Origin of the sequence: Mesorhizobium sp. M0243 (assembly GCF_040321775.1) — a bacterium.
Classification (GTDB): Bacteria; Pseudomonadota; Alphaproteobacteria; order Rhizobiales; family Rhizobiaceae; genus Mesorhizobium.
The window spans coordinates 24,954-39,271 of sequence record NZ_JAMYSF010000019.1; the positions used below are offsets into that span (position 1 = coordinate 24,954).

The following is a 14,318-nucleotide window of genomic DNA, read 5'->3' on the forward strand; positions in this document are numbered from 1 at the left end:
TCAGGGAGTGGGTGCGAAAGCGTTCGCAAGCTTGCTGTTATTGTCGCTGAACAGCCAGGTGAGCGAGTCGAAGACCCGGCCGATGCCGCCGACGATAGCCAATGACAGCACGGCGACGATCAGGCTATATTCGACGGCCGTGGCGCCGGTCTCGTCGTTCAGAAAACGCAGCAGCACTGCTTTCATGGCCTTAACCCCTCTGTCCGGGACCTTACAGCCGACCTGTTAAGAAAGGTTAACGGCAAAGGCTTAACAGGCGATGAAGCTGCCGCCTTTCCAAAATCTCTTAACCATGTCAGCAGTCGCCGCTGCTCCTGCCATTGGACCTGATGATGCAGACCGAGCTCGGCTGCGGCTGCAGCACGCTGCGGCGCAGCGTGTAGGTTTCGCGATGGCCGATCGAGCCTGTGGCCGCCATGTCGAGCCCGCCTAAACCATCACGGGCCGAGAGCGAGCGTGTCTGGCTGTCGAGGAAAGGGGTTGCGATCAGCGCCAGCGCCACCGCGGCCGAACCGAACAGCAGCGTGATGCGCAATATGCCCATGCCCGCATCGGCGGCGCGAAAGCCGCGCTCGGGCCGGATCGAGTCCCAATCCCTGTCTAGGCTCATGCTATCGCTCCCCGGCAAATCGACGGCTCGGCCGCGAACGGCCATGCCTCAATTTTTCACGACGAGATAAATCTTCCATTAACGCTGGCTGATACACGCCTCGGCCAGGAACCGACCGAACGCGAGCCTCAGAGAAGATCGATGAGGAACGGGATCAGCGGCGCATCGGCCGGCGGCATCGGATAGTCGCGCATCTGCTTCGGCCGCACCCATTTCAGCGTCTGCCCTTCCCTGGGCTGGGCTATGCCGCGAAAGCGGCGGCAGACGAACAGCGGCATCAGCAGGTGGAAATCGTCGTAGGAATGACTGGCGAAAGTAAGCGGCGCCAGGCACGGGATGTCGGTTTCGATGCCGATTTCCTCATGCAGTTCGCGAATGATGCATTGTTCGGGCGTCTCGCCGGGCTCGACCTTGCCGCCGGGAAATTCCCACAACCCGGCAAGTTGCTTGCCCTGAGGCCGCTGCGCCAGAAGCACCCGGCCGTCGGCATCGACCAGCGCGCAGGCGGCGACCAGGAGCAGGCGTTTGCCGGCGGTCACGACATCATTCATGACCCGGGGGCCGGCGATAGTGGTAGCGATAGACTTCCTCGAAGCCGAGCGAATGGTAGAGCGCCAGCGCCGGCACATTGTTGGCCTCGACCTGCAGCCAGGCTTCCCGCGCGCCCCGCAGTCGCGCCCATTTGAGCGCCGACAGGATCAGGTTGCGGCCATGGCCCCTGTTGCGTGCCGACTTGTCGGTGGCGACCTCGAACAGGCCGGCGAGATCGCCGTCATGCACGCAGATAAGCGTCGCCAGCGCCTCGGCTCCATCTTCGAGCGCGAACAGCCCGGCTTCGGGCTGGATGGCGCCGATGATCTCCGACAGGCCGGGCCGCAGCGAAACATCCGAACCGCTGACCTTGAGCGACGCGCCGATGAAGCGGCTGATGTCCTTGAGCGGAATCTGGTCCATGGCGGCGTCGAGCTGCGCGCCGGCCAGCGGCAGCCGCATGACCAGCGACTCGTCGAACCGGCTCCAGCCCTCGCGGTCGAGATGGCTGGCGAGATCTGGGCCCGACAGCGGCGACATGCGGAACGTCAGCGGCCTTCCATAGGCATCGAAACGGCGGCTGGCCCGGCCGATACGGTCGGCAATGTGCTGGGTATCGCCTGGATCGAGCGGATTGACCGAGTTCAGCCGCTTGGCCGGATGGCCGGCGGTCAGCCGCACCACCCAGGTGCCGTCATAGTGGATGGCGGCTGCCGGCCAGGCGCGAAAGCCGGCCGCCTCGTAGCGGCGCACGATCGCGAGCATGCTTGCCGGATGCCTGGAACCCAAAACCATCAGCTCCGATAATCGCCATTGATGGCGACATATTCCTTGGTGAGATCGCAAGTCCACACCGTCGCCTTGCCGCGGCCGATGCCGATATCGGCGCGGATACGGATGTCGTCGCGCTTCATATAGGCCGACGTCGCCTGCTCGGAATAGCCAGGATCGCGCTCGCCTTCATGCGCCAGCCTGTTGTCGCCGAACCAGATCGACAGCCGGTCGCGATCGGCGGGCTCGCCGGCCTTGCCGACGGCCATGACGACGCGGCCCCAATTGGCATCCTCGCCGGCGACCGCCGTCTTGACCAGCGGCGAATTGGCGATCGACAGCGCGATGCGCTTGGCCGAGCGCGCTGATTTGGCGCCGGTGACGGTGACTTCGACCTGCTTGCGGGCGCCCTCGCCGTCGCGCACCACTTGCAGCGCCAGCGATTTCAACACCTTGCCGAGCGCCCGGCGGAACGCGCCGAGACGGGCATCCCTGGGATCGGTTATCTCCGGCGCGCCGCGCTTGGCGGCCTTGCCGGTGGCGAAGATCAGCAGCGTGTCGCTGGTCGAGGTGTCGCTGTCGACGGTGACCGCGTTGAAGGTCTTGGCCGTGCCGCGCGACAACAGATCCTGCAGGACAGGGGCGGCGATCGGCGCATCGGTGGCGATGAAGGAGAGCATCGTCGCCATGTCGGGCGCGATCATGCCGGCGCCCTTGGAAATGCCGTTGATGGTGACATCGGCGTCGCCGAGCTTGACGGTCGCAGTCGCCAGTTTCGGATAGGTATCCGTGGTCATGATCGCCTTTGCCGCCTCGGTCCACAGCCCGGGCTTACCGTTGTTGACCAGCCCGGCCAGCAGATGGCTGAATTTGCTGGTGTCGAGCGGCTCGCCGATGACGCCGGTCGAGGCCAGGAAAACTTCGCTTGCCTTGCAGCCGGCCGCCTTCGCCGCCGCCTCGCCGGTCAGCGCGGTCGACTCGCGGCCTCTCTTGCCGGTGAAGGCGTTGGCATTGCCGGAATTGACGACCAGCACCCGGGCCTTGCCTGCGCCGAGATTCTGCCGGCAGAAATCGACCGGCGCCGAAGGGCATTTCGATTTCGTGAACACGCCGGCGATCGCGGTGCCTTCATCGAAGACCATGGTCAAAAGATCGGTGCGGCCCTTGTACTTTATCCCTGCCTCGGCGGTGGCGATGCGCACCCCTTCGATTTCCGGCATTTTGGGGTATTTCTTCGGCGCGAGCGGCGAAATCGTCGTGGACATGGAGGCCTCGGGCGGGAAAAATCGCAGGGGAAGGCCGGTTTGCCCGATAGACCGCGCGGGCGCAAGGGCGTTTTCGTCGCTCTTGCCCGGGAGCTCGAACCCGCTCGTGGTTAGGTTAGGCCTGCATTTCAAATCCGATGGCGTCGCCGGGACCGATGGCGTTATGATCTGCCCCATGGGCAGGCTTGCGATCCTTGCATGGGCATTTCTGGGACTTTTGCTGCTGAGCGCGGATGCGCAGCCGCAACGGCGGGTAGCGCTTGTCATCGGCAACGGCACTTACGCCGAAGCCGGCACGCTGGCCAATCCTGTGAACGACGCCCTCGACATCGCCGACAAGCTGCGCTCCATCGGCTTCGATGTCATCGAAGGCAATGATCTCGGCAAGCGCGAACTCGAGCGCAGCATCGGTGAGTTCTCCGATGCGCTCGAAGGCGCCGGCGTCGGGCTTTTCTACTATGCCGGCCACGGCCTGCAGGTCGACGGGCGCAACTACATCGTGCCGGTCGACGCCAGGCTGGACGTACCGGTCAAGCTGCAGCTCGAGGCCGTGCCGATCGACGAAGTCCTCGACATCATGGAACAGCAGACCAAGGTCAGCCTGGTGTTTCTCGATGCCTGCCGCAACAATCCATTTGCCCGCAGTCTCAGCCGCACCGCCACCACGCGCTCGGCGAAGGCGCTGGCCGGGCTGGCCCAGTTCGATTCGACGCGCGGCTCGTTCATCGCCTTCTCGACGGCACCTGGCGCTGTCGCCATGGACGGCAGCGGACGCAATTCGCCCTTCGCCGCCGCCCTGCTGCGCCACATCGCCGAGCCCGGCCAGAGCATCAACGACATGATGATCGCGGTGCGCCGTGACGTGGTTTCGCAAACCCGCGAAACCCAGCGCCCCTGGGAGCAGGGATCGCTGCTCGAACGCTTCGAATTCGTCTCGGACGGACAACCTGCAGAGCCACAAAGGCCGGCCGCGGCGCCGGCCCCTTCGACGGAAGTCGCCGCACTTGAACGCTCTGTCGGCGAAGACAAGGGATCGATCGAGAAATTCCTGCGCCAGGACTATCTGACGCCGGACACCAGGGCGATGAGCGAGACCGTCAAACGGCTCTACGGCCCATCCGCCATCATCTTCGGAACCCGCTACGACGCCGACGCCATCGTCAAGGTCAAGGCCGACTGGTTCGCGCAGTGGGCCTCCTGGTCGCTAAGCATGGAGGCCGGCAGCCTGGAAGTCGCTCCGCAGGGCGAAGATCGCGCCGAGGCAGTCTTTGCGATGCGCTACGACTATCTTCCAAAGGACACGTCGGCGGCACGCCTGACCGGCAAGGCGCGCGTCACGCTTGGGCTGGTCAAGGCCGGCGGCGGCTGGCGTATCGAATCCGAGACATCGCAGGCGATGCAGTAGGCGTGATCCCACGGCCAGCCGGGCAATTTAAGCCGGCAGCGCCTCATGGCGATAGGAATTTTTTCTTGACTCGGTGAGGGCAGCTATGCTACATTTTTGCCCATGGTGCTGATTTGCGCCAGTGACCCGCCGCCCGGCGGGTTTTTGCCTTTGGAGCTTCGCCAACCGACACGCCGGTAGACTTCCAGAGAATAAACTTGACCCCTGCCGCTACCATCCGTTCCTGAAGCTTGAAAACGCGCCGTTTCGTTTGAGCGTCGGGGCGCCTATATTGCCGGCGATAGTGTTGGCGAGGAGACAGAGATGGCCGAGGACGCCGATCCGGCGCGCAGATCGATCGGTGCGCGGCGCAACCCCGACAGCGCCGATGCCATTCTCGAAGCCGCCGAGGCCGTGCTGGTCGAAGCCGGTTATGCCGGTTTCTCGATCGAGGCGGTGGCGCGGCGGGCCCGCGCCGGCAAACCCACCATCTATCGCTGGTGGCCGAGCAAGGCGGCATTGCTGCTTGAGGTTTACCAGCGCCAGAAGCGCGTCGATGTTCCCGATACCGGGCGGCTGGAGGAGGATCTCGTCGGCTTCCTGAAAAACCTGTTCGCCCACTGGCGCGAGACATCGTCGGGAAGCGTGTTCCGGTCGCTGATCGCCGAGGCACAGTCGGACGAGGCCGCTGCCGCGGCCCTTGCCGACTACTCACTGGGCCGACGATCCCATACCGGCCAGATCATCGAACGCGCCAAGGCAAGGGGCGAAATCCCGGCCAGCGTCGATTCAGCTGTTGTCGCCGACCTGATCGCCTCCTTCGCCTGGAGACATCTGTTGACCAACCGGCTCGACGAGGACGAAGCGACCATCGGCAAGGCGGTCAACTACGTGATGCGAGGCATAGCTGCGCCCGCCCCGTAAAGATGGCAATGAGAAAGGGCGCGGCAACCCCTGGCTGCCGCGCCCTTTTTCAAGGAGCTATCAGTCTTACTTGGCGCTTTCCAGCGTATCGACCGTCTTCTTCAGGTTCGCGTCGGGGATCTCGATCTTGGCGCCGGCGCGCAGCGACTTGACCAGTGCGAAATACTTGTCGCGGATGACCGCCTGCTTGGCCTGGTCCTTGACGTCGTCGAAGGCCGGCGGCTGCTTGGTGCGCTTGTCCTCGAGCTTGATGACATGCCAGCCGAACTGCGTTTGCACCGGCTGCTCGGTGTATTTGCCGACCTCGAGCGCGGAGGCCGCCTTGTCGAACTCCGGCACCATCTGGCCAGGTCCGAACCAGCCGAGATCGCCGCCGCTGGTCTTGCCCGAGGGATCGCTGGTGTGCTCGTTGGCGAGCTTCTGGAAGTCGGCGCCGCCATCGAGCTGCTTGATGATGGCCTCGGCCTCTTCCTTGGTCTTCACGAGGATGTGACGGGCATGCAGCTCATTGGTGGGCGGCGTGTTGGCGATTTCCTGGTCGTAACGGGCGCGGACCTCGGCGTCGGTGACCTTGTCGACGACGCCCTTCTCGACCATCTCGCCATGCAGCGCGCGCTGCTGCAGGAAAGCCATGCGGCGCTGGAAGTCGGGATCCTTGTCGAGCCCTGTGGTGACCGCCTCGGCGGCCATGACGCGGATCTCGATGGCAGCCGAAAGGGCGGCGGCACGGCGCTGCTCGGGCGGCAATTGCGCGAACTGCTGCGACAATTCCCCTTCGGCAAGCACCAGATCTGCTTCGGTCAGGGGCTGGCCGTTGACCGTGGCGATAACCTTGTTCGGATCGACCGGTGCCGCGGCCGGCGCTGCTGCATCCGCCGGAGCGGGAGCGGTTTGCTGCGCCATCACAGGCGAGAGCGAAAGGGCCGACAGGCCGACGGCCAAGCCAAGGCTGGCGAGCGACGCGCGGCGGAACAACAGGGGCATAGGGCGACTCCGGTGGGGATTGTTAAGAGGGGTGCTTCCAGATCGGCCAGATTGTGGCGGAATTTGGCGCAGCCAGCAGGGCCGGCGCGGCGTTGACATCAGTTGAGCCCCCTCTTATCTGTCCAACGACTTTGCGTCCAGAACCGTTTTCCGGGCGCTTTTTGTGTTTGCCAGTGTTCACTAATGTGTTTGCCAGTGTTCACGTGGAATTGATGGGGCCGGCCGGCGCTCATCTCAAGATTGAGAATTCTATCGAAAGGACCATTGGATGGTCAGTCTCGGCGGTCTCGCCCGTAAGGTTTTCGGTTCCTCCAACGACCGTCGGGTCAAATCGACCCGGCCGCGTGTCGAGGCGATCAACGCCATGGAAAACGAGATGCGGGCGCTTTCCGACGAGGAGTTGGTCGGCCGCACCGCGAAATTCCGCCAGGACATCGCCAATGGCGCCACGCTGGACGACCTGTTGATCCCGGCCTTCGCTACTGCCCGCGAGGCAGCGCGCCGCGTGCTCGGCATGCGCCCCTTCGATGTCCAGCTGATCGGCGGCATGGTGCTGCACAATGGCGGCATTGCCGAGATGCGCACCGGCGAGGGCAAGACCCTGGTCGCGACGCTGCCGGTCTACCTCAACGCGCTCGCCGGCAAGGGCGTCCACGTCGTCACCGTCAACGACTATCTGGCCACCCGCGACTCCGAATGGATGGGCCGCGTCTACAAATTCCTCGGCCTCTCGGTCGGCGTCATCGTCCACGGCCTTTCCGACGAGGAGCGCAGCGCCGCCTACGCCGCCGATGTCACCTACGCCACCAACAACGAGCTTGGCTTCGACTATCTGCGCGACAACATGAAATACGAGCGCGCCCAGATGGTGCAGCGCGGTCACAATTACGCGATCGTCGACGAAGTCGATTCCATCCTGGTCGACGAGGCGCGCACGCCGCTGATCATTTCCGGTCCGCTCGAGGACCGTTCGGAAATGTACAACACCATCGACACCTTCATCATCCAGCTGCAGCCGCAGGATTATGAGATCGACGAGAAGCAGAAGACCTCGATCTTCACCGAGGAAGGCACCGAGAAGCTCGAGAACCTTTTGCGCGACGCCGGCCTGCTCAAGGGCGAGTCGCTCTACGACGTCGAGAACGTCGCCATCGTCCACCACGTCAACAATGCGCTGAAGGCGCACCGGCTGTTCCAGAAGGACAAGGACTATATCGTGCGCAACGGCGAGATCGTCATCATCGACGAGTTCACCGGCCGCATGATGCCGGGCCGCCGCTATTCGGAAGGCCTGCACCAGGCGCTCGAAGCCAAGGAGCATGTGGCGATCCAGCCGGAGAACCAGACGCTGGCCTCCGTCACCTTCCAGAACTATTTCCGCCTCTACAAGAAGCTCTCCGGCATGACCGGCACGGCGCTGACCGAGGCCGAGGAATTCGGCAACATCTACGGCCTGGAAGTCACCGAGATCCCGACCAATCTGCCCGTCGTGCGCATCGACGAGGACGACGAGGTCTACCGGACTGTCGAGGAGAAATACAAGGCGATCGTCAGGGAGATCCGCGAAGCCAGCGCCAAGGGCCAGCCGACGCTGGTCGGCACCACTTCCATCGAAAAGTCCGAGCAGCTGGCCGAGCGCCTGCGCAAGGAAGGTTTTACCGATTTTGAAGTGCTGAACGCCCGCCATCACGAGCGCGAGGCGGCGATCGTCGCCCAGGCCGGCAAGCCCGGCGCCATCACCATCGCCACCAACATGGCCGGCCGCGGCACCGACATCAAGCTCGGCGGCAATGCCGAGATGCGCATCGAGGAAGAACTCGGCGACATGCCGGCCGGACCCGAGCGCGAGGCGCGGGAAAAGGAAATTATTGCCGACATCGAGCGGCTGAAGGAAAAGGCGCTGGCCGCCGGCGGCCTCTACGTGCTGGCCACCGAACGCCACGAATCGCGCCGCATCGACAACCAGTTGCGCGGCCGTTCCGGCCGTCAGGGCGACCCCGGCCGCTCGAAATTCTTCCTGTCGCTGCAGGACGATCTGATGCGCATCTTCGGCTCCGAGCGCATGGACGGCATGCTGCAGAAGCTCGGCCTCAAGGAAGACGAGGCGATCATCCATCCGTGGATCAACAAGGCGCTGGAGAAGGCGCAGAAGAAGGTCGAGGCGCGCAACTTCGACATCCGCAAGAACCTTCTGAAATATGACGACGTCTCCAACGACCAGCGCAAGGTGGTGTTCGAGCAGCGCATCGAGCTGATGGACGGCGAGGGCCTCTCCGAAACGATCGCCGAGATGCGCGAAGGCGTCATCGACGAGATCGTCGCCAAGGCCATTCCCGAAAATGCCTATGCCGAGCAGTGGAACGTTGCCGGGCTGAAGGCCGAGATCGCCGAGTTCCTGAACCTCGACCTGCCGGTCGAAGACTGGGCCAAGGAAGAGGGCATCGCCGAGGACGACATCCGCGAGCGCATCGCGCAGGCCGCCGAAGCCGCCGCCAAGGAGCGCGCCGAGCGTTTCGGCCCCGAGGTGATGAACTATGTCGAGCGTTCGGTGGTGCTGCAGACGCTCGACCATCTGTGGCGCGAGCACATCGTCAATCTCGACCATCTGCGTTCGGTCGTCGGCTTCCGCGGCTACGCCCAGCGTGATCCGCTGCAGGAATACAAGGGCGAGGCGTTCGAGCTGTTCCAGGCCATGCTGGGCAATCTGCGCCAGGCCGTCACCGCGCAGCTGATGCGCGTCGAACTGGTCCGCCAGGCCGCTGAAGCACCGCCCCCGGAAGCCCCCGACATGTTCGGCACGCATATTGACGGCACAACCGGCGAAAACGACTTCGAAGGCGGCGAGACCGCCCTCCTGGTCCGCCCGGAGACAACGGCCGTCGTCGCTCCCGAGGACCGCGATCCCAACAACCAGGCTACCTGGGGCAAGGTCGGCCGCAACGAGGCCTGCCCCTGCGGGTCGGGCAAGAAATACAAGCACTGCCATGGGGCGTTCGCTTAAGGGCGCGCTTTCCTTCGCCTCGTTCACGGGGAGAAGGTGCCGGCAGGCGGATGAGGGGCGGCACTGACATTCGCGATTAGCCAATCTCCCCACCTGAGGGGGAGATGGCCGGCAGGCGAGAGGGGGCGCTGTCCCGCTGACGTCAGAAATCCGTTTTACAATTTTTCCGTGTCCCGACCGTCTGGTTCCTTGGCAACCCTTTGAACGGCCCCTCGGTCTGCTTTACTTCCATCATCTAAGCAGGACCATGCCGCAAACCCGTCCAGCTGCCTCTCTGGCGATACGAATGGCGCAGGAAAATGCCAGGAGCCTGACCCAGGTCCCGGCATAGTTCAGTTGATCGGATTAGGCGAAGCGGCTACGCCGCCAATGCCTAGTTAGCGGCTACGGAAATGGCCGCACACCGACTCGGTGCGACCAAAGCGGAAGCGCTGGTAAGGGTTCACCCAGACCATAGCGTCACCTCGTTAAGGCGGTGGGCCTTGAAAAGGGGCGGCAAAGGTGCGATTCTAGGGATGGAGAGGTCCTAGCGTCGCGAGGCTTTACCGCCTCTGTTCGATTGCTTGGTCATCTAGAGCCGCCGTCCCGCTGCAAACGGGATTGGCGGCTTTTCTCATAGTCTCCCCTCTGACGCCGATGGCCAGAACGTGAGGGGCTTAGACAACTCTCATTCGTCATCTCCGTTATCGCTTTCTTGCTCTACCTTCGGCCTAGGCCGGTCATCGACCGGAAAGCAGAAGTCGAGAACGGCTCCAAAGGTCACCACAAACCTATCGCGCTCGATACTCGTCCAAGGCTGGCCGGCGGGTGGAAGGCTCGTCAACAAACCTGCGAGGGCAGGCGGCAAGCCGTTGTCGATTTGCGATTTGTACGGTGGCGGAGGCGGTGGCGGTGTGTTTCGCTTTGTCGGCTTCGAAGCAGTCTTGGTGCTGGCAGACGTCCTCTCGCGACCAGCAACGCGCGGCGCAGCGCGCGGCCGGTCAACGCGAACCCCGGCGGCGGCGTAGAGGCCAATAAAGGTGGTTACCATACGAGCTTGTTGCCCGGTTGGAATGTAACTCCGGAACGCATCCCGGATACTGGTCTCATCATCGACCGCCGGATCAATGAACTGCAGGGCATCGTGGTACGCAGCGTTCAACCACTCTGCCATCCGCGCCTTGTACTCCGCTTCTGGAGCCTTACGGAGACCCTCCATAGTAGGAGTGACCTTGCCGTCAGCATCAATCAGATCTAGCGTCTGAAGTGCCTGAAGGGTGCGCGGGATAAGGCTTTCTGGTATGCTCGACCTAGCCAGCGCGTCCGAATCCACTGTGGCCGGAAGCCCCCTGCTCCGGTGCTTCTCTATCAACGCGACGATGGCCGAAGGCGGCCCGTATGGTGCTGGCTTGTCTATTGTAACAGGCATTTGAAGGTCCGCCCAATGAATCAGTACCGCAAACTCTGAACCAAAGTACCCGATATGTCAATGCAAGGTTCAATCCCAAATGATACGCCGGGTACAAAGACTAACTATCTGAAATTATTGATGAAAATTAGTGCATTCCAAGTCGGTACCGAAACCTAGGTGCGAAGCGCATGTTTTAGCTAATCGCACTTAACAGAAAATGTGGAGGTTTTCTCGCGATGTGCCCGCCCGCTTCTTCTTTGCGAATCGCGGTGGCGGCTCCGAACGAGGCGGCGGCGAAGACCGTGACCCCAACAACCAGGGGCAAAGTCGGCCGCAACGAGGCCTGCCCCTGCGCTCCGGCAAGAAATACAAGCACTGCCACGGGGCTTTCGCGTAAGGGCGTTTTTTGCCCGAAGGCGGATGAGGGGCGGCGCCGGGTTCCGCGATTATCACATGTCTGACCGAAAGGGATGACATGCCGGACTTCTCCGCCCTGTCCGCATCAGCCCGATTCTCCGAAAGCCTGCGCCGCCCCTCATCCGCCTGCCGGCACCTTCTCCCCGTATAGTGACGGGGCGAAGGGCGCTCCCCGCCCACGTTTTCTTAATGTGTCTCCGCTACACAGAATCCTGAAAAGAAGCGGAAAACGGAGAGAAATCGGGGTGCGCTTTTCCGCGGCCACGACTGCCGGGCGGTTCTTGCCGCAGCGTTGGGCGCTGCGCATGGGGCCGTTGCTTGGCCGCATCGATGCCGTGCTGTTCACCGCCGACGAGCGCGGCGAGGCGAGCCGCATGTCGGTCATCGCCTTCTCGGTCCGCATCGTCAGCGCCGTCATCGCCTTCGTCAGCCAGGTGCTGATGGCACGCTGGATGGGCTCGTTCGAATATGGCATCTTCGTCCTCGTCTGGGTGACGATGGTCATCGTCGGAAACCTCGCCTGCCTGGGCTTCCACACCTCCGTCATCCGCTACATTCCCGAATACCGCGAGCGCGGCTTGATGGATGAGCTGCGCGGCATCGTGCTGGCCAGCCGTCTGTTCGTGCTGATCGCCTCGACGCTGATTGCCGGGCTCGGCGCGCTCGGCGTCTGGCTGGCGGCCCCCTGGATCGAAAGCTACTATGTGATCCCATTCATCCTCGGCGTCATCTGCCTGCCGATGATCGCCATGTCCGACCTTCTGTCGGGCCTGGCACGCGCCAACAGCTGGGCGTTGTTTGCCCTGTCGCCGACCTATCTGGTGCGGCCCGTGCTGATCCTGCTGTTCATGGCGCTGATGCTGTTCGTGGGCTACGCACCCGATGCCAGGACCGCCATCTTCGCCTCGATCGCCGCCACCTACGCCACCACGCTGGGACAACTCGTCGGTGTCACCCAGCGCATGGAAAGGCAGATCCCGGCAGGGCCGATGAAGGTGCATTTCGCGCAATGGTTCATCGTCTCGCTGCCGATCTTCCTGGTCGAAAGCTTCTTCTTCCTGCTGACCAATGCCGATGTGCTGATGGTCGGCGCCTATATGGATCCCAACGACGTCGCCGTCTATTTCGCCACGGTGAAGACGCTGGCGCTGGTGCATTTCGTCTACTTCGCCGTCAAGGCCGGCGTTGCCCAGCGCTATGCGCAGTTCACCCATGGCGAGCCGCAAAGGCTCGCCGCCTTTGCCCGCGAGACGGTGTCGTGGACGTTCTGGCCCTCGCTCCTGATGGCACTGCTGGTGCTGGCGCTCGGCGAGCCGATGCTGGTGCTGTTCGGGCCTGAATTCAGCAGCGGCTATCCGTTGCTGTTCCTGCTCGTCTTCGGCGTCGTGGCGCGGGCCGCCGTCGGCCCCTGCGAAAGCCTGCTGACGATGAGCGGCAACCAGAACATCTGTGCTGCCGTCTATGCCATGACGTTGGCCTTCAACATCGCCCTCAATGTGGTGCTGATCCCGCTATTCGGCCTGTGGGGCGCGGCAATGGCCACCGCCTTTGCCATGATCTTCGAAGCCGGCGCGCTGTCCTTCACGGTGTGGCGCAAGCTCGGCATCGTCATGCTTATCTTCGTGCCTGCGAAAGGAGCCGCGTGATGGCTGCCATCCCGTTGCTTGAGGAAACCAGCGGCGGCACCGCCGGCGCCATGGTGTCGGGGCTTGCCGGGCTGACCCGCGATGCCGACCCCGCCCATATCGAGATCCTCGCCAACAACCGGCCCGAGCGCAAGCTCGCCATCTACCCGGCATCGGCCGGTTTCGACCTGGTCGAGGAGCTGGACTATCTCTGCGCCCGCACGGTCGAGTCCAACGTGTTCTTCAACCCGCGCTTCCTAGCGCCCGCCATGCCGCGGCTGGAGGATCGCGAGGTGCGGCTGGCGGTCATCCGCGACGGCGACGAATACCGCAACCGGCTGCGCCTTCTGGTGCCGTTCTCGGTGGAACGGCCGGTGGTGCCGCTCGGCGTGCCGGTCATGCGCACATGGTCGAGCCCGTTCGGTCCGCTCGGCACGCCGCTGGTCGACCGCGACGACCCGGTCGGCGTCGTCGAGGACTTCTTCGCGATGCTGTCGCGCCCGCATCTCAAGCTGCCGAAAGTGTTCGTCCTGCCCGACATCCGGCTCGATGGCCCGGTGGCGAGCCTGCTTGCCACCGTGGCCGAGGCGCGCGGCCTGACGCTGGTCACCACCGGCCAGAGCCAGCGCCCGGCGCTGGAGAGCGAGCTCGATGGAGACGATTATCTGAAGGCCTCGCTGCGCTCGCACCATTATCGCGAGTTCCGCCGCCTGAAGCGGCGCCTTGGCGACCTTGGCAAGCTTGAGCATGTCGTGGCGCGCGGCCCCGAAGACATCCGCCATGCCATCGAAGGCTTCCTGTCGCTGGAAGCGGCCGGCTGGAAAGGCCGCGAACGCACCGCCATGGCGATCGACCGCTTCCGCGCCGCCTTCGCCCGCGAAGCCGTGCACCGGCTGGCCGAACAGGACATGTGCCGCATCCACTCGCTGACGCTCGACGGCCGCACCATCGCCTGCCTGATCGTCTTCGTCGAAGCCGGCATCGCCTACACCTGGAAGACGGCCTATGACGAGACGCTGGCCAGCTATTCGCCCGGCACGCTGCTCATGATCGAGGTGACCAGGCAGCATCTCGACGATCCCAACATCATGATGACCGATTCCTGCGCGGTGCCCGACCATCCTGTGATGAGCCGGCTATGGGCCGAGCGCAAGCCGATGGGCACCCTGGTGATCGGCCTGGCGCCGGACGCCGACCGCCTCACTCGCCAGGCCGCCTCGCAACTGCACCTCTACCGCGAAACCCGCAACATGGCCCGCCTGCTGCGCAACCGGATGAAGAGCTTGCTGGGGCGGCGGTGAGAAAAGGCAGGGTGCGGTTCTGGAGAATGGCACATCTTCGCTGCAATATTTGAGGGGTGGGTGACCGGGAATTTACTTCGGTTGCCAGCAGGCAAACGCGAATATTGATCTCTGC

The 14,318-nt window shown here is 63.6% G+C and carries 12 protein-coding genes and 1 pseudogene; 6 read left to right on the forward strand and 7 right to left on the reverse strand.

Annotated features, from left to right (window positions below; genetic code table 11):
- From NKJ11_RS22590 to argJ, 5 genes are all read right to left on the reverse strand, one after another.
- Positions 1-186, reverse strand: a complete 186-nt coding sequence (locus NKJ11_RS22590) for a Flp family type IVb pilin (RefSeq protein WP_128304558.1) — start codon at positions 184-186, stop codon at positions 1-3.
- A 109-nt stretch (positions 187-295) separates the two neighbouring features.
- Positions 296-610, reverse strand: a complete 315-nt coding sequence (locus tag NKJ11_RS22595; RefSeq protein WP_352613271.1) for a hypothetical protein — start codon at positions 608-610, stop codon at positions 296-298.
- 128 nt (positions 611-738) lie between these two features.
- The gene (locus NKJ11_RS22600) at positions 739-1,161 is read right to left on the reverse strand and encodes a (deoxy)nucleoside triphosphate pyrophosphohydrolase (RefSeq protein ID WP_023811151.1); all 423 of its coding nucleotides are present in this window, start codon (positions 1,159-1,161) and stop codon (positions 739-741) included.
- Positions 1,154-1,906, reverse strand: a complete 753-nt coding sequence (locus NKJ11_RS22605; protein WP_352613267.1) for a GNAT family N-acetyltransferase — start codon at positions 1,904-1,906, stop codon at positions 1,154-1,156. Before NKJ11_RS22605 ends, NKJ11_RS22600 begins: the two co-directional genes overlap by 8 nt.
- Before the next feature lie 29 nt (positions 1,907-1,935).
- Entirely contained in the window at positions 1,936-3,177 is a 1,242-nt protein-coding gene (argJ, locus tag NKJ11_RS22610; RefSeq protein WP_352794293.1) for a bifunctional glutamate N-acetyltransferase/amino-acid acetyltransferase ArgJ, read from the reverse strand.
- Positions 3,178-3,352: 175 nt separating this feature from the next.
- Here argJ and NKJ11_RS22615 point away from each other — a divergent pair, with 175 nt between their 5' ends.
- Both NKJ11_RS22615 and NKJ11_RS22620 read left to right on the forward strand, forming a co-directional pair.
- On the forward strand, positions 3,353-4,582 hold the full coding sequence (locus NKJ11_RS22615; RefSeq protein ID WP_352753238.1) for a caspase family protein: 1,230 nt from the start codon (positions 3,353-3,355) through the stop codon (positions 4,580-4,582).
- Positions 4,583-4,885: 303 nt separating this feature from the next.
- Positions 4,886-5,485, forward strand: a complete 600-nt coding sequence (locus tag NKJ11_RS22620) for a TetR/AcrR family transcriptional regulator (RefSeq protein ID WP_023811147.1) — start codon at positions 4,886-4,888, stop codon at positions 5,483-5,485.
- Positions 5,486-5,551: 66 nt separating this feature from the next.
- Here NKJ11_RS22620 and NKJ11_RS22625 read toward each other — a convergent pair whose 3' ends face one another.
- A complete protein-coding gene (locus NKJ11_RS22625) occupies positions 5,552-6,469 on the reverse strand; it encodes a peptidylprolyl isomerase (protein ID WP_352585076.1) in 918 nt (305 codons plus the stop codon).
- A gap of 268 nt (positions 6,470-6,737) precedes the next feature.
- Here NKJ11_RS22625 and secA point away from each other — a divergent pair, with 268 nt between their 5' ends.
- Positions 6,738-9,470 (forward strand): preprotein translocase subunit SecA, encoded by a 2,733-nt coding sequence (gene secA / locus NKJ11_RS22630; RefSeq protein WP_352794294.1) that lies wholly within the window; start codon positions 6,738-6,740, stop codon positions 9,468-9,470.
- Between the two features lie 667 nt (positions 9,471-10,137).
- Here secA and NKJ11_RS22635 read toward each other — a convergent pair.
- Positions 10,138-10,878: a DUF5343 domain-containing protein gene (locus tag NKJ11_RS22635; protein ID WP_352794295.1), complete on the reverse strand. Its 741-nt coding sequence runs from the start codon at positions 10,876-10,878 to the stop codon at positions 10,138-10,140.
- Positions 10,879-11,168: 290 nt separating this feature from the next.
- On the opposite strand from NKJ11_RS22635, the pseudogene NKJ11_RS33880 reads away from it, so the two are divergent.
- The 3 genes and pseudogenes from NKJ11_RS33880 to NKJ11_RS22645 form a co-directional block, all read left to right on the forward strand.
- A pseudogene (locus NKJ11_RS33880) lies at positions 11,169-11,257 on the forward strand (SEC-C metal-binding domain-containing protein); the annotation flags it as partial.
- Between the two features lie 265 nt (positions 11,258-11,522).
- Positions 11,523-12,923 carry a lipopolysaccharide biosynthesis protein gene (locus NKJ11_RS22640; RefSeq protein ID WP_352794296.1) on the forward strand — a complete coding sequence of 467 codons (1,401 nt, stop codon included), beginning with the start codon at positions 11,523-11,525 and terminating at the stop codon, positions 12,921-12,923.
- Positions 12,923-14,203 (forward strand): GNAT family N-acetyltransferase, encoded by a 1,281-nt coding sequence (locus NKJ11_RS22645; protein WP_023811141.1) that lies wholly within the window; start codon positions 12,923-12,925, stop codon positions 14,201-14,203. The genes NKJ11_RS22640 and NKJ11_RS22645 overlap by 1 nt, the downstream gene beginning before the upstream one ends.
- Positions 14,204-14,318 lie beyond the last annotated feature (115 nt).

Coding starts and splice junctions, on each gene's coding strand:
- NKJ11_RS22590 (WP_128304558.1), bottom strand. CDS start 186: ATGAAAGCAGTGCTGCTGCGTTTTCTGAACGACGAGACCGGCGCCACG.
- NKJ11_RS22595 (WP_352613271.1), bottom strand. CDS start 610: ATGAGCCTAGACAGGGATTGGGACTCGATCCGGCCCGAGCGCGGCTTT.
- NKJ11_RS22600 (WP_023811151.1), bottom strand. CDS start 1,161: ATGAATGATGTCGTGACCGCCGGCAAACGCCTGCTCCTGGTCGCCGCC.
- NKJ11_RS22605 (WP_352613267.1), bottom strand. CDS start 1,906: ATGCTCGCGATCGTGCGCCGCTACGAGGCGGCCGGCTTTCGCGCCTGG.
- argJ (WP_352794293.1), bottom strand. CDS start 3,177: ATGTCCACGACGATTTCGCCGCTCGCGCCGAAGAAATACCCCAAAATG.
- NKJ11_RS22615 (WP_352753238.1), top strand. CDS start 3,353: ATGGGCAGGCTTGCGATCCTTGCATGGGCATTTCTGGGACTTTTGCTG.
- NKJ11_RS22620 (WP_023811147.1), top strand. CDS start 4,886: ATGGCCGAGGACGCCGATCCGGCGCGCAGATCGATCGGTGCGCGGCGC.
- NKJ11_RS22625 (WP_352585076.1), bottom strand. CDS start 6,469: ATGCCCCTGTTGTTCCGCCGCGCGTCGCTCGCCAGCCTTGGCTTGGCC.
- secA (WP_352794294.1), top strand. CDS start 6,738: ATGGTCAGTCTCGGCGGTCTCGCCCGTAAGGTTTTCGGTTCCTCCAAC.
- NKJ11_RS22635 (WP_352794295.1), bottom strand. CDS start 10,878: ATGCCTGTTACAATAGACAAGCCAGCACCATACGGGCCGCCTTCGGCC.
- NKJ11_RS22645 (WP_023811141.1), top strand. CDS start 12,923: ATGGCTGCCATCCCGTTGCTTGAGGAAACCAGCGGCGGCACCGCCGGC.